23 protein-coding genes, 3 tRNA genes and 1 pseudogene are annotated in these 24,156 nt (G+C 48.0%); 14 read left to right on the forward strand and 13 right to left on the reverse strand.

Annotation, left to right across the window (positions count from 1 at the left end; all coding sequences use genetic code 11):
- The first annotated feature begins 13 nt into the window (after positions 1-13).
- From ispE to ACCI51_RS09265, 9 genes are all read left to right on the forward strand, one after another.
- Positions 14-916 carry a 4-(cytidine 5'-diphospho)-2-C-methyl-D-erythritol kinase gene (gene ispE, locus ACCI51_RS09225; RefSeq protein ID WP_371843361.1) on the forward strand — a complete coding sequence of 301 codons (903 nt, stop codon included), beginning with the start codon at positions 14-16 and terminating at the stop codon, positions 914-916.
- A gap of 10 nt (positions 917-926) precedes the next feature.
- A tRNA-Gln gene (locus ACCI51_RS09230) sits at positions 927-1,001 on the forward strand.
- A gap of 364 nt (positions 1,002-1,365) precedes the next feature.
- Positions 1,366-2,295: a ribose-phosphate pyrophosphokinase gene (locus tag ACCI51_RS09235; protein ID WP_299582749.1), complete on the forward strand. Its 930-nt coding sequence runs from the start codon at positions 1,366-1,368 to the stop codon at positions 2,293-2,295.
- Between the two features lie 202 nt (positions 2,296-2,497).
- Positions 2,498-3,118 (forward strand): 50S ribosomal protein L25/general stress protein Ctc, encoded by a 621-nt coding sequence (locus tag ACCI51_RS09240; RefSeq protein WP_299582442.1) that lies wholly within the window; start codon positions 2,498-2,500, stop codon positions 3,116-3,118.
- A gap of 5 nt (positions 3,119-3,123) precedes the next feature.
- Entirely contained in the window at positions 3,124-3,720 is a 597-nt protein-coding gene (pth, locus tag ACCI51_RS09245) for an aminoacyl-tRNA hydrolase (RefSeq protein ID WP_371843362.1), read from the forward strand.
- 205 nt (positions 3,721-3,925) lie between these two features.
- Positions 3,926-5,017 (forward strand): redox-regulated ATPase YchF, encoded by a 1,092-nt coding sequence (gene ychF / locus ACCI51_RS09250; protein WP_299582436.1) that lies wholly within the window; start codon positions 3,926-3,928, stop codon positions 5,015-5,017.
- A gap of 70 nt (positions 5,018-5,087) precedes the next feature.
- On the forward strand, positions 5,088-6,044 hold the full coding sequence (locus tag ACCI51_RS09255; RefSeq protein WP_371843363.1) for a DMT family transporter: 957 nt from the start codon (positions 5,088-5,090) through the stop codon (positions 6,042-6,044).
- Positions 6,045-6,132: 88 nt separating this feature from the next.
- Positions 6,133-6,209, forward strand: a tRNA-Met gene (locus ACCI51_RS09260).
- Between the two features lie 39 nt (positions 6,210-6,248).
- Positions 6,249-6,323: transfer RNA gene (locus tag ACCI51_RS09265), tRNA-Gln, on the forward strand.
- Between the two features lie 116 nt (positions 6,324-6,439).
- Here ACCI51_RS09265 and ACCI51_RS09270 read toward each other — a convergent pair.
- The 5 genes from ACCI51_RS09270 to ACCI51_RS09290 form a co-directional block, all read right to left on the reverse strand.
- Positions 6,440-7,522, reverse strand: a complete 1,083-nt coding sequence (locus ACCI51_RS09270) for a sulfite exporter TauE/SafE family protein (RefSeq protein WP_299582430.1) — start codon at positions 7,520-7,522, stop codon at positions 6,440-6,442.
- Between the two features lie 150 nt (positions 7,523-7,672).
- Positions 7,673-8,380 carry a SapC family protein gene (locus ACCI51_RS09275; protein WP_299582426.1) on the reverse strand — a complete coding sequence of 236 codons (708 nt, stop codon included), beginning with the start codon at positions 8,378-8,380 and terminating at the stop codon, positions 7,673-7,675.
- Between the two features lie 453 nt (positions 8,381-8,833).
- Entirely contained in the window at positions 8,834-10,210 is a 1,377-nt protein-coding gene (locus ACCI51_RS09280) for a S41 family peptidase (protein WP_371843364.1), read from the reverse strand.
- A 141-nt stretch (positions 10,211-10,351) separates the two neighbouring features.
- Complete coding sequence (locus ACCI51_RS09285; protein ID WP_371843365.1) at positions 10,352-11,158, reverse strand: alpha/beta fold hydrolase; 807 nt, start codon at positions 11,156-11,158, stop codon at positions 10,352-10,354.
- Between the two features lie 53 nt (positions 11,159-11,211).
- Positions 11,212-12,393 (reverse strand): MFS transporter, encoded by a 1,182-nt coding sequence (locus tag ACCI51_RS09290; protein WP_371843366.1) that lies wholly within the window; start codon positions 12,391-12,393, stop codon positions 11,212-11,214.
- Between the two features lie 423 nt (positions 12,394-12,816).
- Here ACCI51_RS09290 and ACCI51_RS09295 point away from each other — a divergent pair, with 423 nt between their 5' ends.
- Positions 12,817-13,836: a Vgb family protein gene (locus ACCI51_RS09295; protein WP_455363777.1), complete on the forward strand. Its 1,020-nt coding sequence runs from the start codon at positions 12,817-12,819 to the stop codon at positions 13,834-13,836.
- A 1,383-nt stretch (positions 13,837-15,219) separates the two neighbouring features.
- Here the strand turns inward: ACCI51_RS09295 and ACCI51_RS09300 are convergent.
- Both ACCI51_RS09300 and ACCI51_RS09305 read right to left on the reverse strand, forming a co-directional pair.
- Positions 15,220-15,618 (reverse strand): hypothetical protein, encoded by a 399-nt coding sequence (locus tag ACCI51_RS09300; protein ID WP_299582411.1) that lies wholly within the window; start codon positions 15,616-15,618, stop codon positions 15,220-15,222.
- A 45-nt stretch (positions 15,619-15,663) separates the two neighbouring features.
- A complete protein-coding gene (locus ACCI51_RS09305; RefSeq protein ID WP_299582408.1) occupies positions 15,664-16,569 on the reverse strand; it encodes a zinc metalloprotease in 906 nt (301 codons plus the stop codon).
- A gap of 722 nt (positions 16,570-17,291) precedes the next feature.
- On the opposite strand from ACCI51_RS09305, the gene ACCI51_RS09310 reads away from it, so the two are divergent.
- Together ACCI51_RS09310 and ACCI51_RS09315 are read left to right on the forward strand one after the other, a co-directional pair.
- Complete coding sequence (locus tag ACCI51_RS09310) at positions 17,292-17,660, forward strand: MAPEG family protein (protein WP_371843377.1); 369 nt, start codon at positions 17,292-17,294, stop codon at positions 17,658-17,660.
- Between the two features lie 564 nt (positions 17,661-18,224).
- Positions 18,225-18,974, forward strand: a complete 750-nt coding sequence (locus ACCI51_RS09315; protein WP_371843368.1) for a tetratricopeptide repeat protein — start codon at positions 18,225-18,227, stop codon at positions 18,972-18,974.
- Between the two features lie 549 nt (positions 18,975-19,523).
- On the opposite strand, the pseudogene ACCI51_RS09320 reads toward ACCI51_RS09315, so the two are convergent.
- The 4 genes and pseudogenes from ACCI51_RS09320 to ACCI51_RS09335 form a co-directional block, all read right to left on the reverse strand.
- Positions 19,524-19,913: pseudogene (locus ACCI51_RS09320) on the reverse strand (IS30 family transposase); the annotation flags it as partial.
- 148 nt (positions 19,914-20,061) lie between these two features.
- Entirely contained in the window at positions 20,062-20,406 is a 345-nt protein-coding gene (locus tag ACCI51_RS09325) for a hypothetical protein (RefSeq protein ID WP_371843369.1), read from the reverse strand.
- A gap of 2 nt (positions 20,407-20,408) precedes the next feature.
- Positions 20,409-21,332 carry an RHS repeat domain-containing protein gene (locus ACCI51_RS09330; RefSeq protein ID WP_371843370.1) on the reverse strand — a complete coding sequence of 308 codons (924 nt, stop codon included), beginning with the start codon at positions 21,330-21,332 and terminating at the stop codon, positions 20,409-20,411.
- Positions 21,289-21,597 carry a hypothetical protein gene (locus ACCI51_RS09335; RefSeq protein WP_371843371.1) on the reverse strand — a complete coding sequence of 103 codons (309 nt, stop codon included), beginning with the start codon at positions 21,595-21,597 and terminating at the stop codon, positions 21,289-21,291. Before ACCI51_RS09335 ends, ACCI51_RS09330 begins: the two co-directional genes overlap by 44 nt.
- On the opposite strand from ACCI51_RS09335, the gene ACCI51_RS19465 reads away from it, so the two are divergent.
- Complete coding sequence (locus tag ACCI51_RS19465) at positions 21,592-21,744, forward strand: hypothetical protein (protein WP_407070186.1); 153 nt, start codon at positions 21,592-21,594, stop codon at positions 21,742-21,744. The two genes, ACCI51_RS09335 and ACCI51_RS19465, sit on opposite strands and share 6 nt — an antisense overlap.
- 48 nt (positions 21,745-21,792) lie before the next feature.
- Positions 21,793-21,990, forward strand: coding sequence for a hypothetical protein (locus ACCI51_RS09345; RefSeq protein ID WP_371843372.1), 198 nt, complete (start codon positions 21,793-21,795; stop codon positions 21,988-21,990).
- 856 nt (positions 21,991-22,846) lie between these two features.
- Here ACCI51_RS09345 and ACCI51_RS09360 read toward each other — a convergent pair.
- A complete protein-coding gene (locus tag ACCI51_RS09360; RefSeq protein WP_371843373.1) occupies positions 22,847-23,125 on the reverse strand; it encodes a hypothetical protein in 279 nt (92 codons plus the stop codon).
- Positions 23,115-24,026 carry an RHS repeat domain-containing protein gene (locus ACCI51_RS09365; protein ID WP_371843379.1) on the reverse strand — a complete coding sequence of 304 codons (912 nt, stop codon included), beginning with the start codon at positions 24,024-24,026 and terminating at the stop codon, positions 23,115-23,117. Before ACCI51_RS09365 ends, ACCI51_RS09360 begins: the two co-directional genes overlap by 11 nt.
- Positions 24,027-24,156 lie beyond the last annotated feature (130 nt).

Below are 24,156 nucleotides of genomic sequence, written 5' to 3' on the forward strand. Positions count from 1 at the left end.
CCGGCCCCCCTGCATGCTGACGTTACCCGCCCCCGCAAAACTCAATCTGATCCTGCGCATTCTCGGCCGTCGCCCTGACGGCTACCACGAGCTGCAAACCCTCTTCCAAATACTCGACTACGGTGACAGCTTAGATTTCTCGCCGCGCAGCGATGGCATTATCAGCGTGGAGGCCGGTGCGCTGGATATACCCGAGGAAGACAATCTGGTCTATCGCGCCGCGCAACGGCTGCGTCAGAGTATCCAGTGGCAAGCCGGCAGTCTTCCCGGTGTACATATTCGCTTGAGTAAAAAACTACCACACGGAGGCGGCATCGGCGGTGGCAGCAGTGATGCGGCCACAACACTGCTGGGCCTCAACCACCTGTGGCAATGTAACTTGCCCATCGAAACCCTCGCAGAATTGGGCAGAGGGCTCGGAGCGGACATTCCGGTTTTTGTACGCGGGCGCACCGCCTGGGCGGAGGGCGTGGGCGAAGAACTCACACCGCTGAGCATCGAAAATCGTCACTATTTAGTGGTGGCCCCAGACTGCCAAGTGAGCACGGCAAAAATTTTTTCCGATTCACGTTTGACAAGAGATTCCGTCGCAATTACATTAGCGGCCCTTCGCGAGGGGCACCCCACTGAAAAGCCACTCGGCAGCGATATACTGGAAACATTTTCTGGTAATGACTGCCAGGCATTAGTTGAGAGTCTCTACCCTGAAGTTCGCGATGCCAGAGAGTGGCTGCAGCAGTTTGCTCCTTCACACCTCACCGGCACAGGAAGTTGCGTTTTTACAGCCTTCCCGAGTGCGCAAGCGGCCCGATCGGCACTTGCCAAACTACCGCGAAAATGGCAGGGTTTTATTGCCGCCGGCGTGCAGGTTTCACCCGTACATCGGCAGCTCGCGAAATTAACCTCAAGCGATTGAGGAAAGATACTGGGGCGTAGCCAAGCGGTAAGGCAGCGGGTTTTGATCCCGTCATGCGAAGGTTCGAATCCTTCCGCCCCAGCCATTTTCTTTTTACGCAGTGGCACCAGCAAAAAAACCGGTTCCGACATGTTTCAGTCGACACTGACCCAGCCGGCCATGGCCATTCGTAACGGGCTGCAAAAAGCCTATCCCCGAATCCACAAAAACAATGTCGAAGGCAGTCTTGCTTACAAGCGCTTGTCTGCGACCCGGAGGCTCTGCGAACGCCAAAGTAACCACCACCTGGGTGACCTGGGACGGCCTGCGTATTTTTACGCTTCGCCACCCACTTTGTCCCCCACTATAAAAGTGGTGCTATCGCATCCTAACTGCTAGCAAATATTGCCGGCATCTACACTTCAAATCACTTCAAGACAGAATTAAAGGAACTCGCAGTGGCTGACTTAATGGTCTTTACCGGCAACGCAAACCCGGAACTGGCGCAGAAGGTTGTCGACCATATGGCGATCCCCATGGGCGAAGCCACGGTCAAGCGCTTCTCCGACGGCGAGATTGCAGTTGAAATTACCGATAACGTACGCGGCCGCGACGTGTTCGTCGTGCAATCCACCTGCCAGCCCACCAACCGCAACCTGATGGAGCTAATTCTATTGGTAGATGCCCTGCGCCGCGCCTCCGCCGGCCGCGTTACCGCAGTGGTACCCTACTTTGGCTACGCCCGCCAGGACCGTCGAGTAAGATCCCAGCGCGTGCCGATCTCCGCGAAGGTGGTGGCCGACATGATGGTAAGCGTGGGTATCGACCGCGTACTGACCGTCGACCTGCACGCGGAGCAGATCCAGGGCTTCTTCGACGTGCCTGTGGATAACGTTTACGGCTCTTCCGTACTGCTCGACGATATCGAGCGCCAGAAGTACCAGAACATGGTGGTGGTATCCCCGGATATCGGTGGTGTTGTGCGCGCCCGTGCCGTGGCCAAGAGCCTCGACTGCGACCTGGCCATCATTGACAAACGCCGCCCCGCGGCCAATGTCGCCGAAGTGATGAACATCATCGGTGAAGTTAGCGGCCGCACCTGCCTGCTGGTAGACGATATGGTCGACACCGCCGGCACCCTGTGCAACGCCGCCAACGCCCTAAAAGAGCACGGCGCCGAGAAAGTAGTGGCCTACTGTACCCACCCGGTTCTGTCGGGCAATGCGATCAGCAACCTGAATAACTCCGTACTGGATGAGCTGGTCGTCACCGACTCCATCCCGCTGCTCGACAAAATGGAAAAAGCCCCGAAAATTCGCCAGCTAACCCTAGCTGCGATGCTGGCCGAATCCATGCGTCGTATCAGCAACGAGGAATCCCTCTCCGCAATGTTCCGCTAGAGCCTCACCGGAGGCGCTCCCTAGCAGCGATCAAAAGTGCCCCGCTCCGCCGGGGCGCTTTGCGTTTAGGTCCGATTCCCGTAGAATACGCGCCCGCCCGGTACTGCCGGGCAATTACTTTTGGGCCAAAAGCCCAATTTACTGAAACGCCAGAGCGGTCCGGTCGCAGGTCTCTCTGGACAGACAACCCGAGGTTTAACCTATGTCTGATATCAAACTGAACGCCATTGCCCGCAGCGATGAAGGGAAAGGTGCGAGCCGCCGCCTGCGTCGCCTGGAAGGCCGTGTACCCGGCATCATCTACGGTGGTGAAGCAGAGCCAACTTCTATCTCTGTTCTGCAGAAAGACCTGTTCAAAACCCTGGAAAACGAAGCTTTCTTCTCCTCCATGCTGACTGTCGATGTTGACGGCAAAGAAGAGAAAGTGATCCTGCGCGACCTACAGCGTCACCCCGCCAAGCAACAGCTGCTGCACATCGATTTCCAGCGTGTATCCGCCACCACCAAGGTCCACGTGAAAGTGCCGCTGCACTTCCTCAACGAAGAAAACTGCAAAGGCGTTAAGGCCGGCGGCATCGTTTCCCACACCCTGACCGAGCTGGAAGTTAACGCTCCTGCCGGCAAGCTGCCCGAGTTCATCGAAGTGGACCTGGCCGACCTGGAATTGGACGCGATCCTGCACATCTCCGACCTGAAACTGCCGGAAGGTGTTGAATCTGCGGACCTGAGCCACGGTGAAGACCACAACCTGGTTGTAGCTTCTATCCACAAGCCTCGCGGCGCCGTGGAAGCTGAAGCCGAAGCTGGCGAAGGCGAAGAGTAATCGCCTTGGCTGCGGCACCGGATACCCCGATTCAGTTGATCGTCGGCCTGGGAAACCCTGGGCCGGAGTACGACCGGACGCGGCACAACGCCGGTGCCGACTTTGTTGTCGAGCTGGCCCGCCAACACGGCACCCAGCTCAGCCTAGACAGCAAATATCACGGCCTTACTGGCCGTGTGCGGATCGGCAGCCAGGATATACGGCTGCTGATCCCCACCACTTATATGAATCGCAGTGGCCAATCTGTCGGCCCACTGGCGAACTTCTTCAAGATCCCACCGCAAGCTATCCTGGTCGCTCACGATGAGCTGGACCTGGCCCCAGGTATCGCGCGCCTGAAAGCTGGCGGCGGACACGGCGGGCACAACGGCCTGCGGGACATCATTGCTGCCCTGGGCAACAACCGCGACTTTATGCGCCTGCGACTTGGCATTGGCCACCCCGGCAGCGCCAGTGAAGTCTCCCGCTTTGTTCTACAGCGGGCTCCCAGAGCGGAACAGGAAACACTGGCTGACGCGATCGATCGCGCGATCGACGTACTGCCCAGCGCCGCCGGCGGCGACTGGAGCTCAGCCATGAAAACGCTGCACACCAACAAGTAGATCCCCCCGGCCGGCTTGCCTTTTGGCCCGGAAATACTGATAGTGTGCTGCGCCAAATTGCCGGTATTTTTTCGGCTGGCCCGGATTATTCGGTGGCCGCGCTATCCAGCCCGCCCAGACTCCCGCCAGCGCAATCGCTACCGGACCTCAAACGCAATTAGCAGAGCGCGCTCTTCGCGCCTCAGGCAAACGGAAAATTATCACCATGGGTTTTACTTGCGGTATTGTCGGCCTGCCTAACGTGGGCAAATCCACCCTTTTCAACGCGCTGACCAAGGCGGGAATCGACGCAGAGAACTTCCCCTTCTGCACCATCGAACCCAATGCCGGCGTAGTGCCAGTGCCGGACCCCCGCCTCGACAAGCTGACGGAGATCGTTCAGCCTCAAAAAGTGATTCCAACCACCATGGAATTCACCGATATCGCCGGGCTGGTTGCGGGCGCCTCCAAGGGTGAGGGCCTGGGCAACAAATTTCTCGCCAATATCCGCGAAACTGATGCCATCGCTCACGTAGTGCGCTGCTTCGAAGACGACAACGTCATCCATGTCGCCAACCAGGTTCACCCGGTGGCCGATATCGAGGTGATCAACACCGAGCTGGCCCTGGCCGACCTGGACACCGTGGAAAAGGCCCTACAGCGCTTTACTCGCGCCGCCAAGGGGCAGGATAAACACGCCATCAAGATGAAGGCGCTCCTGGAGAAAATCCAGCCGCATCTCGACGAAGCCAAGCCGCTGCGCTCCCTCGACCTTTCAGAAGATGAGCTTGCGGATCTGCGTGAACTGAGCCTGCTTACTATCAAGCCCACCATGTACATCGCCAACGTGGATGAAGACGGCTTTGAGAACAACCCGCACCTGGATGCCGTCGCCGCTATCGCCGCCGAAGAAAACGCGGTACTGGTGCCCATCTGTAACAAGCTCGAAGCCGAGATCGCAGAGCTGGATGACGACGAAAAACAGGAATTTCTGGAAGAATTGGGCATGGAAGAGCCGGGCCTGAACCGGGTAATCCGTGCCGGCTATCAGTTGCTGGGCCTGCACACCTACTTCACCGCCGGAGTCAAAGAGGTGCGCGCCTGGACGATTCCTCTGGGTGCAACCGCCCCGAATGCAGCCGGTAAAATCCACACCGACTTTGAAAAAGGCTTTATTCGCGCCGAAGTGGTTAGCTACAACGATTTCGTCAGCAACAATGGTGAAGCCGGGGCCAAAGAGGCCGGAAAATGGCGCCTGGAAGGCAAGGACTACATTGTCGCCGATGGCGATGTAATTCACTTCCGCTTCAACGTCTAAGACCTCTAAGCCCCCTCCCCGACATTGCACCTCCCCACCCCGGGGAGGTGCTCCCTGCGACGCAAAACTTATGGCGCAATCAAACTGGAAGATCGGACTGCCTCTGGCACTGATAACAGTCTTTATGTGGGCAGCCCTGCCCATTGCCCTCAAAGGGCTTCTGAAGCATATCAGCCCGGAAACCGCCACTTGGTATCGCTTTGCTGGCGCAGCACTGCTTGCGGGGCTCTACTACGGCCAGGCTCGACAGCTAAAGCTCAGAGCGCTGTTCAGTCGCGGATTGCTACTGTTCACTCTGCTCGCTGTGGCCGGGCTGCTACTTAACTATCTCACCTACGCCAGCGGTCTCAACTACATAACCCCTGGCGCCGCACAGATTGTTATCCAACTGGCTCCTTTACTGTTGTTAACCTCGAGCGTGCTGTGGTTGGGAGAGCGCTTTTCGCCACGCCAGTGGAGCGGTGTAGCGCTCGTGGTGATCGGCCTGCTGTTGTTTTTTAACCAGCGCCTGGATGAACTGGTTAGCGGCGTGGACAGCGACTACCTGCTTGGGCTCGGCTTTATCCTCATAGCCGCCGTTTCCTGGGCGGTCTACGGTTTCTTTCAGAAAAAAATTCTCGCCCGCGCCACGCCTCAGGACCTGCTGGTATTGATTTATATCGCCGGCACACTGTGCTTCCTGCCCATGGCCGATCCACTGGACGTTGCCCACCTGGGCTGGCTAGAGTGGGCTCTACTGGCGTTTCTTACCGCCAACACCCTTATCGCCTATGGCGCCTTCAGCAAAGCCCTTGCGCATTGGGAGGCATCCAGTGTCAGCGCCACACTGTCACTGGTGCCAGTGATCACCCTGCTGTTCGGTGCCTTGATCAGCAACATCTGGCCAGACTATATTGCCGCAGAGCCACTCAACTGGATCAGCTGGACCGGCGCGGGCGCCGTAGTCCTGGGTTCAGCTCTTGCCGCTATTCGCTCCGGGCGCCGCTCCAAGCACGCCCTGGGTCCAGATGAAAAAATCGCTAACTAACTGAAAAGAATACAGAAAAGGTGTTGACACACCCGGCCCATCGATTAATAATGCGCGCCCTCGGTAAGGCCGAGGTAACAAAAGAAATGGCAAGGTAGCTCAGCCGGTTAGAGCGCAGCACTCATAATGCTGAGGTCGGGAGTTCGAGTCTCCCCCTTGCTACCATTTCTGATCACAGAGACTATTCTTTGTGAATCTTGAAAATGGGGCGTAGCCAAGCGGTAAGGCAGCGGGTTTTGATCCCGTCATGCGAAGGTTCGAATCCTTCCGCCCCAGCCATTTTCCAGAATTTATCCCGCAGGCCCGATTCAGGGCAGCACTCAAAAAATTATCTTGTTTATTCGCCCACAAGCAAGCGCAGCGCTCTATCGCACAACGCCAGCTATCCAGCGCACCTATTCGACGCCCTGCGCCATCACCATGTCTCCTGCAACCGCTTTACCGTCCCGGTTTGATCGCAGCACGTCCGTCTGCTGCAGATGCTCTCCTCGACGGCGCTCACGGCGCAAACCCAACGCACGCAACCACTCAAACCCTAATAAACACAGCACCAGCGCAGATAGCACCAGGGGGCCACCTATACCGCCCAGCGCCTGCCGCTCTGACACACAAGTCCACACAAGCTGTACAACGCACAAAAGAGCCACGATCAGCAGTGTGGGCTTGCGGCCCAGCAGACTCACCACAAAAACGCCCAGCGGTGCGCCCAGGGCCACCACCGGTGCTGCCGCCAACCAGTTGCCGAAGACCCCCGGCTGCCAGTCCCCTGCCAGTGACTTCACGAGCACACCGAGTACCGAGCAAAAGGCCATAATCACCACCGAGGTGGGAATGGCTACCTTTAAGTCCACACGGCTCAACAGGACCAGCGCTGCATATACCAGCATATCCACACCAACCCCAGTGACAGAAACCACACAAAACCCGGCAAAGGCGCCGAGTAACAGCCCCACACGAAAATCTGTCGGGCACTGGGGATCGCCTTTGTGCGCACAATCGGTGATCTCTGTAAGCCGGTACAAATGAAAAATACCAAAACTGCCCCAGAGTACCGCGAAGGATAATTTCACCCAGAGCTCTGCAATCAGCGGCGCGAATAACAATATGCCCGCAGGGATAGCCAGTAGAGAGCCCAGTAATGCGCCCCGCAACATCGACCAAGCCAGGGCTTGCCGGCGACCAAGGATAAACAAGCTGGCACTGACCATGCCGATGGACTGCACCGCAAAACTAAAATCACGGCCGAGACTGGCCGGCATATCAAACAGGAGGACCAATACGGGAAATCCAACGGTACCGCCCCCCATCGGGGTGGAGCCCGCAGCGTAACTGCCGATGGCCATAGCCAGCGCCATGGACCAATGTTCCAGTGCCAGGGCCAAGTTATTACCCTGTAAGACAATGAACAGCCAAACCCCGTAAAACAGTAACAACCAGGCAAACCAGTAACGGAGAGAACGCTGCGCTAGGTATTTCATCTTATTATTCGCGAACTAAAACGTCAGAGGAGCTAATAGTGGTACGAGTGTAAGGTGGGATCAAGGCGGAACAATGACTGCTGATAACTACATCGCGAAAAAGAGTGTGGGCGGATGGCCCGGCAACCGCAGTTACCGGGCACTACAAGATCAGTTCAGGCGCTTTCTACGGATCAGATTTTGAACCTGCATAGAAGACATCATAGAGGCGTAGATAGCCGGCAGGGCTCCGCGTTTACGCAGCTCCAGGAAATCTTCATCGGGCAGGTTGTTGAGCTTTTCTTCGTCAATCACAAAGAAACCCGTCAGGTCGTAGGGCTTGTCATCTTCGTTTACGCGAAGCGTCAGCTTCTTCTGAACCAACAGATCCTTAGAAACCAGGAACTCGATAAACTGCTCGGTAACAGACACGCGTTGGGCGGTTTCCACTACAGCCTGAGCACGATTTTTCAGGTAATCGGTCTGCTCACCCTCTCCATCGAACAGCGCCTCACCTTCAGATTCACTCAGCATCTTGGAATCTTCATCGACGCAAAGTACCGCTTGATCAGTATTTTCCGGGTTCTTAACCAGTACGAATGGGTAGGTACGAACCTGCAGAGGTACGTAGCTGCCGTTCCAGCCCTCAGCACCCGAGAACAGGTTTTCGCCGGGACGCAGGCCTGTGAGGGCAACCACTTTGAATTGATCGGTGTTCTGGTCTTTGACGAACAGGATCGGATAGCTCTGGGCCGCCTGTACAATCTCCTGAACCACCAACGGCAAAATGTGGTTGCCGCTTACATGGTCAAAGGTGATGTCCTGGGTGAGTTTCAGGTTGGCATGTGCCTTTTTATCCAAAGCTTTGATCTGTGCCATAAGTACAACTCCTAGCTACTTTTATAGTTACTTAATTTTCAGAGATACCCTAACGTACCACTTTATTGGCTTATACACGATGACAAGCGCTTTCCTCTAGCCGCCGAAAACCAAAGCCCGCATTAAACAGCGAAGCGAGCCAACAGGCAAACAAAGCCTGTTGTAAGCACCTTAATGCAAAAACTCGTCGATTATAAAGATAACTTTCAAGACAATAGTACCGGTTATGATCTCAGGTATCGTACCGAAACGGGAAATAACCAAATAGCTGGCAATTTCTGTACAAAACTCCTGCTACGAGTGCATGCACAACCTCTGAAGCACACTAAATCTGAGCACTCAACCCAAGAACCCCAATCCCCAATAACAGCAAAGTAACTCCCCATAAACATAGAAAGAACTCAGCCGGCTAACCGTATCAATAGCCACCAGCCAGCTCATACCGGAGGTGAGTCAAAGCTTGGCCTGAAGCTCTCTCAGCGCCCTGTCGAGCACCTCATCCTCATTAGAACGCACAGTAGCCAGGGTACTTTCGACCAAGATATCCGGCTTAATACCATAGCCGACGAACTCCAGCCCATCGGGGTATGTATCCCGCTTGGTGCACACCCTGAAAGTCCCCCCCCCAGGGAGATCTACAAAAATTGGCTGGCCGGTGCTGCCATATGTCGGCTCACCAACGGTTGTAAAGTGCTCGAGAGAATCTGCATACACCAAAAAATCTTCAGCTGCGGAAGCCGTATTTCGGCCAATAAGCACATAAGTGGGTACTATATGGTTGCTTTCCAGTTTGGCCTTAAGTACATCTGAAGAATCTTCGCTGAATTCCCAGGAAGTACCCTCTGCATAGGGTCGATACTCCTCAAATTCTTCGAATTGATCAGCAATTGCCCCCAAGGCCTTGTAGGCAGCCACATGCTTGGGCGATTTCCAGATAGAGCCTGGCAAGTTCCGGTTGGCCAGGTAGGAGATAATTTCTCCAGCATTAGTAGTACTGCCGCCCCCATTAAAACGCAGATCAATAATCAGGCCTTTGGATTTGCTGATCTCACCATAGTGAGACTGAAAATGCTTAACGATCTCTTTATCATGGAAGCCATTTAAAGCCACATAGGCGATATCGCCACCTAACCACTTAAATTCGAGCAGTTCTCCATTGGAAGCAGGCTGCTTAATAGAGGTATATTCGATCTCCCTGCTACGGGCATCCCGATTAACCTGAACCTCTTTCATCTTGCCATCCGGAGTCTCAATAGTGAATTCCGCCATGGTATCCGGCTTGCCATCTAGAGCATCCCGAACCGCTGTATCCCAAAGAATATGCTGGGTCGAGCTGGCGATATAGGGGATTACCCGCTCCTTTAAATAAGCCTGTAAATCCTGTCCATTTACCGCAACAATAATTGAGCCCGGTGGGATTTCTAGCTCCAACCCCTTCTCAACCCCTGTGACTATCGCTTGATGCCCAGCCTCAGCCAGGTGAACAGCTGGCCAATCCAAGTACTGGGCTGAGAGCCCCTTAGGGTAATAAATGCTGGTGTGACCATCCTGCAGAAATGCATTTAGCCGCTTTAGTTCACGATAATATTCATACGTATTTTCTGTAGCCAAAACCCGCGGGATAAACTCCTGGTACTTTGCATTAAAATCAAGTTCAGGAACCTGATCGAAGAAAGCGAAGTTATAGCTAACCTCTTTCCAATAGAGGGATAAACCATATAACTTTTCTGCATCCGATAAATTTTCTGATACCTCACCTACATTATCTGCATATACAGAGCTGATGGAGGAAGCAGAAATTGCAAAGGCCAATACAATCTTTTTAAGCACAACAAAAACCCTATGTTTGTTAGGGCTTCCATCATATGCATTTAGAAAAAATGGTCAATGTAGACTATCTTTACAAAGCGACTATTTGTCGAAACCAGAAGCATGAAATGTCCTTGTTTGCTCCCTATTTGTCCTTATCCGCTATTTGTAACCTCTGGAAATCAGCGCTAGTACCTCTTTCACTATCATCTCGGGCTCATCATTTTGAGGATAGTGATAGCTTTTCTCAGTTAAAACAGCTTTACCTCGCGGAAACGCTTTGGCCCAATTTGAATGTAACTCCCCCCACATATCCCGGGCTTCATCAGTAAAGAAAAGAAGAGGAGGATTGTCATACTTTTTAATTGAGGCATTTACCGTAACGGGGATATCGGGAATTTTTGGGTAGTCAGGCAACGGGCGTTTAGACCAAAAATCCAGATACTGATTCGACATACCGTTCTTCATATCATCCAGTTTTACCTGAGCAATCTGCTTTTCGGCCAACTCCAAATTCAGTGATCGCATAATATCCACATCATGCTCAGAAGACGGCTCTATCAGCATTAAAGCTGCGATTTTTTCAGGGTATTGCGCGGCAAAAGTTCGGGCTACATGAGCACCATAGGAATGCGCAATATAAGTAACTTTCCCTTTAACCCCCAAAACCTCCAATAAAGCCTTGGCCCCTTGAGCATAATCCTCAGAGCTAAAATGTTTCTTAATGGCCGTTGATTTTCCATTGCCGACACGAGAATAACGTATTACTCGTGCATACTTCACCAAGTCATCATAAATAGAGCCCCAATCTTGCATCCCGGCCGAACCACCTGCTTCGAGAAACAAAGTGGCCTCACCAGAACCTTTGACCTCATATTCAATATGATATTCACCAACAGAAATTGCCTCTGAATTCACTAATGCACTTAGCGGCAAAGTAAATATCATTATCAAGAGAGCTACACGCATATAGAATTCCTATTTATTATTAAAAGTCCTGATCAAGAATTATTAGGGCGCGGCTAAATTGCAGCCATCCCCTGCCCCAGGCGCGATTCATTGCCTGGTCCAGGTTGCTCCGGCACTAATTGGGCCAAGCCAAGGGAGACCAAAGCCATCAAAGATCCTGCAAAGAACACCATGGCTGGAGATGTGAGCCAAAGCAGACCGAACAGAACCGGTATAACTACCGCTGCGATATGATTAATGGTAAAGCTGACCCCAGCGGATGAGGCAATATCTCGATCATCGACAATCTTCTGGAAATAGGTTTTGATAGCAATTGCCATAGAGAAGAACAGGTGATCAATAATATAGAGCACCGCCGCCAGCATCGCGCTTTCTACCAGAGCATAACCAGTAAAAACCAGAACCAAACCGACATATTCCAAGGTTAGAATGCGACGCTCCCCAAAGCGCACAATAAATTGTCCAATCTTAGGTGCTATGTATAAATTGAGCAGGTGGTTAGCAGTATAGAGCGCAGCAATTTCCCCCACGCTATAGCCAAACTTTTCTACCATCAGAAAACCGGCAAAGACAATAAAAATTTGTCGGCGTGCACCACTCATCATTGTCAATGCGTAATAAAGCCAATAGCGCTTACGCAGTATCAATTGCTTGCGCTGGCTATGGGGTTGGGGAAACTGGGGAAATAAAATCCAAGCTATAAGAGCAATGACCACCGTAGTGCCACCACCAATGAGATAAACCCAGGTATAGTCCAGATTAGCCAAATTCATCAACCCCCAAACCAACCCGTAAGCCAATAAAGCAGTAAAGGACCCTGCTGCAGCCATACGCCCCATCCAAATAGCGGAGTTTTTTTTAGGGAACCATTGTAAAGCGAGTGATGTTTGCAGGGTTTCATAGAAATGAAAGCCTATGGACATTAACAGCGTAGTAAGTAACAGCCCCGTAAGTGACGGAAAGAACCCAGTCAGCATTACACCCACCCCAGTCGCCACTAATGAGAGAAGCGCCAATCGCTGTTCACGAATTAATAACAAGACAAATATCACCGTAAAGGCGAGGAAACCGGGGATTTCCCGCACACTCTGCAACAGACCAATATCCGCCCCGGTAAATGAGGCCTTGGCTACCACAAAATTATTTAATAGGGTATTCCAAACGGAAAAGGAGAGCGGCATTGAAGCTGCAAGAACCAACAGCAGAATCTCTGGCCGGCGGAAACGTTCTAACATAGCGGGACTCCTACATAGAGAGCGACAATATACGCCATACCACATACGCTAAACCACATTGAGGTGTAGATTTAGTGCACTTTGATAGTGAAGTACTATTAAGTAATCACCTCATGAGGTTGTTGAGAACTAAAATTTCTTTACAAAATAGAATACCCACAGGCCAAAGATTTCAGGCTCTTCTAGAGATTCAGAACGAGTGTTCTATTGATTTGACACCGTATCACTAGCCAGGTACCTGGCGCCTCTTAGTTACACGGAAATTTAGACGTATTCAATCGATATCCTGATGCCGAAGCCAGTCAATAGTTAACCTTGCTTTTATTATCTATGCTCTAATCGAGGCATAGGCCACACAATATTCTATGCTGTGGCATAAAATTCTTCCCAATTGTGGACAAACCTAGCTACCGGAGTCGGTAAATGCGTATCCACTCAAAACTGCTCAGCTTGACGTTCCAATCCATTATTTGCACTATTTTCTACTTATCAGCACCGATATACACTGCGGCCCAAGAAGGCGGCTTGCCAAACAAACTCACTCTAAGAGAATGGAAAGTACCTTGGCAGGGGTTGCCCAGAGATCCCTACGTGGATAACAAACAACGAGTCTGGTTTTGCGGCCAGGCCGGCAACTATATAGCTAGGTTTACCCCAACTGCGGAACAGTTTAAACAGTTTGAAGTGCCCGAGGGGACCCACCCTCACAATCTTATAGTGAGTAAGCAGGGGCAGGTTTGGTATGCGGGAAATCGCAACGCCCATATTGGGCGCTTGGACCCAGAAACCGGAAAGATACACCAGTACCCAATGCCCAAAGGCGTCAACGATCCACATACACTCGTCTTCAATCGCCAGGATAATATCTGGTTTACAGCCCAGCAAAGCAACCGCATAGGCCTTTTGGATGTACACAGCGGTCAGGTCAAAATTGCCACACCACAAACGGCCAACTCGCGCCCTTATGGCATCAAGGTAGACTCGCAAAATCGCCCTTGGGTGGCCCTATTTGGCACGAACAAACTAGCTTGGGTAGACCCCAAAACAATGGTGGTAAATGAAATCTCGATTCCCCGGCCAAACGCCCGTCCTCGCAGGCTGGAAATCGATCCATCGAACAATATCTGGTATGTAGACTATCCGGAAGGTTATCTCGGCAGATATACGCCCTCTACAAAAGATTTCAAAGAATGGAAACTCCCCACAGAAAACCCTCGCCCCTATGGAACCGCACTGGACAACAGAGGGCGACTCTGGATCGCAGACACCGGAAAAATTCCCAATATCATCTTCGCCTTTGATATAAAAACAGAAAAATTCATTAGTCAGACACCCGTTCCCAGTGGGGGAAATATTCGGCATATGTATTTTGACAACAAAGATGGTAGCTTTTGGTTTGGAGTGGATTCTGGATTTTTAGATCAGGGGATACCAAAGGACTGACCCCTGGAAAATTAAATATTTTTCCTAACATCTTAAAGTTCAATAAGCGAACAACTCTTCACCATGACCTCCGTCTGACGAAGAGCAGTTTTAGGAACATAAGGGTGAGAAAAGATCCAGAACTGGTTTTTTCAATCCCTTCAATCATTATCTTCACCGCTTCGTTAGGGGCCACACCCTAAATAACAGCTTCCGCATTTTTTTCTTTACATCACGGATTGTCTCGTTCTTTGTATCTTTTCTTCGTATCTCAATCGGCTGATCACGAGTAGCATCGAGCCTATTGGTTTTGATCGCTCCGGGGCAGAATACCGAGATTGTTACAGGTGCCCCTCTCAAACGAACTCACGTCCCAAGCTCTGCATAAGACCTACACCACCAAATTTAGAAACGTTGTAAGCACCTAAAAATCCATCCTATATAGACCGGATTCCGATGCCACAGGTAAGATATAACCCTCTACCTACTTTTCCATACCTGGTAAAAAAATATGAACTCCGCAGATCACCCCCCTATAAATTAAATGACAATATCCATTGCCAATCTTCATTTTAGGTGCCCTCTATATGGTTAAGATTAATGCAACACCAGCGCATTACACAACAAGTGCACTCAACCAAAGCACTCAACAGCAATCTCTGAAAATATATTGAACGCCCACAAACTTGGACACACCCACTTGAACACAAACACACTTAGTCACGCGATCTAAAATTAATTATTCAGTAGCCTCAAGATAATCACAATTATATCCAGACAGTACCAACTATATTCTTATTGGCCAGCTCAACAGCCATTGCTTCACCAGCACCAGCACAAATGACCACAGCAAACTTTCCAGATAACTTCATGGTGCTTCCGTGAAGTTAATATTCAAGATCATGTCACACCCCCCCAAAAAAGACGGATAGCAAACCGGAAAAACTTGGATTCAACATTGAATGCCACACCATGTAGGCAATTATTTAAATACAACAGAAACTAATCACCTAAATTATAAGCCTCAACAGATGAAAACACTAACGTAAAGCCCAGAAACAAAAACTCTCAACCCTAATAATTTTTTTGGGGGAAAGCTTAAAAACCCCAAAGCAGCGCCAGAAGAAAGATATCAATTGGCCACCACATCAACAAGTTAAGCAATCCTCTGAAAAAAATGGCAACATATAGACATAAGATCTATCTTCTTTCCATTTATTTCAAACAAAAAAACAAGAGATAAAACCCCAGCCAAAAGCGAAAGATCCAGGCACAGACTTTGAACTCACATAAAACTCTCAGGGCAACCTTTCACTAAAGAATCAGGCGCCAAGGAAAGTTCCAAATTAATAAAAATTTCAGACTAAGAGTATGCTGATTTTTTATAAGACATATTACCCAACACTAGAGCGGGGGCTGCCAATTAATAATTGGCGGATACCCTTCAATCTCGCACAACCAAATTACGGCACGCACCCTAGGCTTGAGACTACCTCGCGGATCCACTATTTTTTCCCAGTCACCAGCCTGGAACACTTGCCCCTGCAAACGAAACTGCCCAAGAGTATCTTGCCAACTAGGCATAGTGAGTTTCAAAGATTCACTCGTACCGTAATCAGTAGCAATACCCAATTCAATCCCATTATCTGATTGCCTTAGTTTCGTTACTTCCCCCTGCCAAGAAGTCAATTTATTTCTATCGCAGGTCACAAAGTCTGGAACAGCCAGTCGCTGTGCAGTTAACTCGGTCGCACTCGCGAAACTCAAAACATAGAAGAGAGTAGAATAGAGGATTATTTTCATAAGTCATACTATGTCATGTTGGGGGGCAAGCCCCCCAAGCAATCTTTATAAACCGCGATAAGTACTGCTTTGTTCATCTGCACGGGTAGCCTGCCCGTCAGAGAATTCATACATGCAGCTATCGTCGGTATAATCCATAAAGTTAGTAACCGGGTCTTGTCCTTCCGCATTCCTACCCCAGGTACAGGAATCTCGACCTACAGGGCATCCATAGGCCGGCGATCTTTCCGCCGGCGTATCGGCTACATAGTCGCCTCTACCAAAACAACCGCCTTGGAAAGTATGGTACAGACCCAGCCAGTGACCAACCTCATGAGTCAAGGTATCGCCTTCATTGTAAGGTGCGGCATCTCCGCCGGGCACGGAACCGGTCAATATTACGACCCCATCATCCAGTGGATCGGAGGAATAGCTACTTGGAAAAGTAGCCCACCCCAGTAGACCATCACTGATATTCGCCACATAAATATTAAGATCTCCAGCACCACCAACACGCAAGGAATTCTTCATAGCCTGCTCGGCAGAAGAGTCATACCCCACGTTGTACCAAGCATTATTGGCAGTAACCGATGTAGAGGCCAAATTAAAAGTGAATGGAGTATTTGCATAGGCAGAATTTAATACCGCCATTTGTGCATTTATTTCACTATTAGAGAGCGCACCATTATTAGAGGTATCAGTAATTACATGAAAGTAAACATCAACAGTGACTGAGCCAGCTGGACGTAGTCTGTGACCACCATCAATACTGGCTGATTTACTACGCAGTGAAGTAAAATGCTGCTCCTTTAGTGCCGCTTCTTGAATGGTAGGATGCTTAGTGCCGCAGTGCTTAAACTTTGCAGTATTCTCTGTGTCAATAATACTTTGTGCAACCCCAATAGCAGAGGATGTCAGTAGACATAGTGATAAAGTAGCCTTTATTGAAATCGATCGAGCAGCCTTTCTCATAACCTGAACCTTAACTTTATTATTAAATTGAACACCCCATAAAACCGCATCAACCTTCCACGCTAAGCATGACTTATGTCAACAGTACCAATTCCCAAAGTTGAGATAATGACATCAGTTTCTTTTGTTGGGCGGGAGGTTCAACAACAAGACAACGATAGAATTAAAAAAATACTTTTCGCACTAAGAAATAATGCATCAAAAAATAAATTACTGACGTGAAAATTAGTTACAAGAGAAATCACTTCAAGACAATAACAAATAAACCATTAACACAGATCTACCGAATTATGGTTATATCAGAAACTCTAACCATTAGATTATTTTGAAAGAACTATTAGTCGCAGCAACTACTAAACTGAAGTCAACCCTGAAAGGGTCCCACAAGACACCCATAAATGTAAACATCAGCGCGCACAACATCTAAGACCAAAAGTACACATCAATCTTACACAGCTAAGTAACTGGATATACATGCCATGCCCAAACTATCAACAATACAATGTGAACATGGAACTTCTCAATCGATGAAACTGGACACAAAACAAAAGAAATACATTAATATCATTATTGTCTACCCTTTCGCTATACTCATCTTTTCCACATTGATAAATCTAACCTTCATTAATATTGACAGTCTCCAAATCAGCCTACCCACAGAATGGCATCTACATATCTCAATACTTACAGCCTTACTCTTAACAATTAATCACAGCTTATTAATGACAACCACAGAGATAACGAGAGTTAAATTTAGGATGTACGCCACTCCAGAAGAGTTGCATGAACGTGACTTCAGCGGGAAAGACATTTCTAAATCTGGAATCCAAGAGTTAAAACGAAACCATAACGCTCATCGTAATTTGACGGAAAATACTTGCTTTTTCATAGCGCTTGCACTTCCATTTATACTGACTACTCCATCTATAGCGGCTACCTTTCTTTGGCTTATGGGGTTCGCCCTCTGCAGATTCGGTCATACTATTTCCTATCTTATAGGAAGTACTAATTTTCGAAGCATTTTCATGACCCTTAGCCTTTTAGCCATGTATGGAATAGCAAGCCATTTAACTATCAGTTGGATTATTTAATATTCTACCTATAAAGCGTCACTATCGTGCATGACAAAATAGTTGAGCAAGCAATAACAGAATGATTTTTAGGTAATACTACACGTTATGAAAACTGGCAAGTTAGAACCTTCACATGATTATTTAAGACCACCAACTAAAATTCATTCTAAATGTCGCTTAACACCAATGCCCTAGAGCTTGAAATTTCTCCGCCTAAATCATTTCCCTCCTTGCAATGTTCATCTCCACAACCACCTATGTAACTGCTTCCGGCAGCCCAGCACAATATAAAAGATAAATCTATGAAAAGACTTCGGAGGTCACCCGCTCATCAATCAAACAGCTCATATGACCTCATTAAGGTCTGCATATTTCGTGGCATATTAAGAGATAGAATCCTGACGTGAAATATTATGTAACCAATACTCACTACCCTTATAAATATCATTCATATAGAATCTAATAACAACAAACACTTACAGGTAAATAGTCTTTCAACACCATACATAAGAAACCACAATCTCACACACAATAACAACCCAACACACAACCTTATTGGAACTATAGAAAAGAGATTCCACATTGAACTTTATATACATACTATCAAAAATAGCGAACCTGCTTGATACAAGCAAAAAGAAGATATCAAAAGGAAACATTGAAGAGTCTGAAGAAAATTTAAACCAATTCCAAGGTGAGAAATATCTTCTGGAGAACTCTAAGAAAATTTCATACTACTTATTAACGAAAAATTCGGAAGACGAAAGAGCTTTAATATGTATAGCAGAAGCATACTTTCAAGATGCTTACCTAGGTGGGCTGTCTTATAAGAAAACCATCCTACTAAAAGGTTACATTTGGATCCTAAAGACACTTTCGATAAACCCAAAAAATGAAGATGCCAGATCCCTACAGGCCCTGTTCCTGCTCTACCTAAAAGGGCCGCGACAAGCGGCACACTTATTAGATAACATACAGAATTGGAGAGCAAGTTTTGCAAGAGGCATGATTGCCTCGGTAAATGATGATCCTACACAAGTTGAATTACACTTGGTGAAAGCAAGTGATAACTGTCCCAAAAATAGAAAAGCCTTTCTGGTAAATCATACGGGTGTGACGCTATCCATGTTAGGTCAGACCAAAAAAGCAATTTTTTATTACAGGCAAGCGATAACCATTGATCCAAATTTTGCATGGCCATACTATAATTTAGGACTGGATGAGGAAAAAATCGGCAATATAGAGGCAGCTAATAAATATGCAAACGAAGCACTATCCAGAATGGAATTTGAGTATGCTTCAGATTTAGATAATAGAACAAAAAGTGACTAACCAAAACAACTTTAAAAATCACCCTTAGCCTGGCAGCTGTCGCTTCTAAAAAATTACCCAGCCAGGGGTCAGGTTCCACCAACTAACCTCCTCCTTTACCATGGCTTGGACCGGGCTCTGGCTCCCACTATTAGCTTTGTCCAGCCGAAGTTATTGCAGCTGTCCTTGGGGACCCTAATCCCAGCGACCTCCCAGTCCATCGCCGTGAAGACGTTCAATTTCCCTGCCCTGCTTGTCGTGGATGATTCAGAAGATCAGTCGATCGATATCACCGTCTGCTAAACGGCAGTGCATACTTTAAAGTTTTCCGGCGGGGTTGAAGGCTAAGCTGAGAGGACAAGGTAGTGAGGATACGGCCACCAGCGATCGTACTTATGGGTAAGTTTATCTTTGCCTTGCTAATCCGCAGTCACACGGCCGATGACACCGTAGTCCCAGCACAGTTTACGGTGTCTATCTTTCTCCTTTCATTGAAAAAAAATCTGGGGCTTATCTGCCTTTTCATAGGCATCAGCCACATTATAGTTAAGTTCATTCAACAAGTGAAACCTAGATTGCCAACATAAGTGACACACGTTTACCCACCAAAAATTCCAGTGGGCTCAAGTAATTTAACACCTTCCTGGGGCGAGTATTGATTCGAAACACTGCATCATCAATACGGCTTTTTGGTATCTTGCCAATTTCCACTCCTTTCGGGAAGAAGCGTCTCAAGAGACCATTAGTGTTTTCGTTCAGCCCACGCTCCCAGGAGTGGTAAGGTTTCGCAAAATATATTCTGCATCCTAGCTTCTGCGCGATCGATTGATGACCTGCGAATTCTCCGCCATTATCGAAGGTGATGGTTTTACAGATGGCCTGATATGGCTTCAGCATCTGCTTTATTGCCCGACCCACTGTTTTCTTGCTCTTATTTGGGACTCTACGAGTGAGCAATAAATGGATGCAATCCTGAGCATCGTATTCGTAGCCAGTGATCAGAAAACTGCTTAAAGGTTAATTAAACGACAATAGTTTATTCTGACCCCATTTATTCCAAAGTCTAAACTAAAATTCGGTTTTGAATCTGCCATTAGCTTCATATGTATCACTTCTTAAAAAATTTTTCAAAAAACCCCAAATCTTTCCACTTTCTTTTTGCATACTCTGGAACGTCGATTTTCTGTAGTAAGAAGGGGGACAAGCTATATAAAAGGGCATATTCAAAGTAACCTTTTTTCTTGGGTGAGGTATAGATAAAAACTTCTTTTTCCAGAAAGTTGAACTCAATCTCAATTGATGAATTAAACTTATCACAGTGTACAAAAGTGGTAACTTTATCACACACCTCCAAATCAATCTCCAAGCCCGTATTAGTCTCAAAAATAGATTTTAAAGAACTCAGATCGACTAAGTCTTCTCTTAACTTATAAGATTCTCTGCATAAAGCCATTATTAAAACCACTTATGGATTAGTGAAGGAGTTTTTGCCCACCATGGAGGGTTTATTCCTCCTGCTTTTAATATGTCACAAACAGCAGACGTACAACTATTATTAAGTAAATTATATGGACCAGTACTAGCCTGAAAACTCATTTCATCTGCTTTATAAAGAGCAGCCCTAGCTTGATCAATATCTATCTCCCTAGTGGATATTTTGGTGCTCTTAGAGATTTTCGCACCATGCCTTAAAGCTGTGTCTTGCCCGCCACGAATCAAGCCCAATACACCTCCTGCAGACTCAGTCATCACTAAATCAAACCATTGTGTCTCTTCCCCTGGTAAAGTGATGCCAATGTAATTATGCCCTACTGGTTTATTGGGCCGATAAGCAACATGAATCTGTGCTTTTTGCTCTTCGCACTTTAAGCCAAGAGGATCAGTCCAGCCCAGAGGATTAGGGGTATACATATAATTGTTAGATCCCCCCAACAACCCAATCGGATCCTGCTGAGTAAACTCCCCAACCTGCGGATCATAGTACCTAAACCGGTTGTAATGTAGTCCAGTCTCTTCATCGAAGTACTGCCCTTGGAAGCGGATCGGTTGCTCCACCTGATTTTCATAGGCCAGGGCAATATTGCCATAGCTCTTATAGGCAACACTCCATACCACTTCGCCTTCTTGATTGGTGAGAGTATCTGGGGTTCCCAGGTGATCCAGATGGTAGTGATAAACCTGATTATCTTCTCTTAGTGCAACCGGTTTGAAAGTGCCCGGTTCAAAGTAGTAGGTACGGGTATTGAGATCCTGCTGGGTCTGGGTATCGACTTTATTTTCCTGCAGGAGTACGTCGCCATCCCAGAGGAAATGGGTTTGTTCACTATCTGTTGCTTTACCAACACGGCGCCCCAGGGGGTCGTATTGGTAGTGGATCACCTGCTGGAACTGTTCTGTGCCCTTCTCTACCTTGAAGCTTTTCTACACGTACCAGCTGTTGCCGGCTGTTGTAGTGGTAGCGGGTTTGCAGTTTTTGTCCTTTACCGCGTAGCTCGGCGATACGGTTGCCGTGGATATCGTAGCGGTAGTGGGTATCACCACGAAAAGCTAGGCGATTGCCTTTGACCTGAGTAGCGTTGGCCTGTTGTATGGCTTCCTCTTTCGAGTTAGCGGCGGCAAGAATATTGTGTGCGGGGTCGTGCACAAAGTATTCAGGGTTGGGGCCGTCTACCTGGGTGAGGCGATCGAGGGCGTCGTAGTGGTAGCTGCGGGTGCCGCGCAGGCTGTCCTCAATTTGGGCGATCTGGCCGGCTTTGTTGTACTGGTAGCTGCGCTCAAGGATGGAGTTTGACCGAGTCGGATCGGATACCGGACCATTGGCCTTGCCCAGGCGCAGTTTTTGCAGGCGGCCCTGAGGATCGTAGTCTCTCTGGCTTTCCAGCCCATTGCCGTGTTGACGCTGGCTTTCCCTGCCCTGTTCATCGTGACTGACGCTGGTGATCAGATGATCGGTGTCGTCACCTACTGGGCGGCGGTGCAGGCTTTGGAATTGGCCGGCGGGGTTGAAGGCGAAGTTCAGTACTTCACCATCGGGTAATGTTGTGGCAATACGATTGCCGGCGGCATCGTATTGGTGGCTCAGTTTGTCTTTGCCCTGCCAGTCGGCTACAACACGGCCGTTGGCATCGTACTCCCAGTAGCACTCACCGTTTTCGTTAGTAAGGCCAATTAAATTGCGCTCGCCGTCGTAGTGGTATTCCAGGCGGCTGCCGTCGGGTTGGTGTGGGGCTTAACCTGACTGAGGCCGTCGTAGGAGTAACAGGTACTGCGACCTTCGGAGTCGGTGACTTCGGCCAGTAACCCCGGAGGGTTGTAGCTGTATTGGGTGCGGCGCCATCTGGAGTGGTCACCGCATGGATACGATCCTGAGCATCGTATTCGTAGCCAGTGATCAGAAACCTGGTTAAAGGTTAATTAAACGACAATAGCTTACTCTGACCCCATTTATTGCAACTTTAAGAATTTAATCGTTATGGAAATATTTAAAAGAACCACAACCCAGGGTAACTTCCGAATGGATATAATCGAAGATTCCACATTTAGAATTAATAATTCGACCAAGACATATGGAACCTATCTTAAACAGCAATAACGATCAAGACTGAATATGACAGGAAGGGCAATTGTTAACAGCTTAAAAGAAAGGGGTACCAACGCTCTTAAAAATCACACACTTCATAAAGTAATTTTAAATTACCAACACTTTCTTTCGCCCTCAACTTCCACCAAACATTCTAAACACTGCTCGAACACTGATCACAATAAGAAATATTATGAAACTGACTCGACACAAACACCTGCATCACGAAAAAAATTAATTAAAATATCTTTATCTTTCACAGATTTAGTCACCCCAAGCATAATTTCTCTAGGTTTACTTTTAGTTATCAAACCTAGCCGCCATCGAATAGGATGTTTTTTTTCATATTTTCATTCCTAGCTTTATTTTCTTTCATATAAATTCGAAATTCAGCCTTCCTCTCCGGCCGCTCTTTGGCAAGGATTTTCCTTATATTTTTCATTGGGAGCACTCCCTTCCCCCTTGACAGCTGAATTTCTTTACTACTTATTGTGCACACAACCTCATTAACATCTGAAGGCTTTTTCAACCACAAATAGCCTTCAGAAAAAATTTCAACATAAAAGTCAGATCCATAAGCTTTATCCATCATTCTTCTCACTTGAACTAACTAGCTTTTTAATTGAGGAGTGTAGTTTTTTCGGTCTACGAACTATCTTACCTGCATCAGGAGGAGTCACTCCTGCAGCCTCACTAACCTCACAAGAAAAAATTGCACACTGTCGGTTGAGTAGATTGTATTTGAATTCCCCTGATTCTGTTTTATCCGTATATTCATAAATTCTCTCAAGTGTCTTATCAGCCTTTTCTCTTGTAATTGGAGTAGATAATGTCGCAAAATCTGGGTTTCTTGCAGATATTTCAGCCAAAGTACCAGAATGAATATATCCTGGCGACCCCTTCAAAGCATTAAATAAATCTTTAGGGCCAGTATAATTCTCCATAGATAAACCAGCTAAAATTTCATTTCCACTTGGATCAATTACAGCCACAACTGCATGTCCAGTTAAAGAACTTGAGTAAGCACCAATAACTAGTTGATGATCTTTCTCGGGTGGACAATCTTTACTTTTTAAACCATATGGATCAATCCACCTAATTGGATTAAGGGCATATTGATAGTTATTTACTCCACCATGGAGTCCTATCGGATCCTGCTGAGTAAACTCCCCAACCTGCGGATCATAGTACCTAAACCGGTTGTAGTGCAGCCCAGTCTCTTCATCAAAGTACTGCCCCTGAAAACGAATCGGTTGGTCTATCTGATTTTCATGGGCTAAAGCAATATTACCGTAGCCCTTATAAGCAACACTCCACACCACTTCACCATCTTGGTTGGTGAGGGTATCAGGGGTTCCTAGGTGATCCAGATGGTAGTGATAAACCTGATCACCTTCTTTTAACCCAACAGGTTTGAAAGTGCCCGGCTCGAAGTAGTAAGTACGAGTATTGAGATCCTGCTTGGTCTGGGTATCGACTTTATTTTCCTGCAGGAGGACATGACCATCCCAGAGAAAATCGGTTTACTCGCTTTCACTCGCTTTACCAATACGACGCCCTAAGGGGTCGTATTGGTAGTGAATAACCTGCTGGAATTGCTCTGTGCCGTTTTCTACCTTGAGC

Source organism: Microbulbifer echini (assembly GCF_041447225.1).
GTDB classification, from domain to species: Bacteria; Pseudomonadota; Gammaproteobacteria; order Pseudomonadales; family Cellvibrionaceae; genus Microbulbifer; species Microbulbifer echini.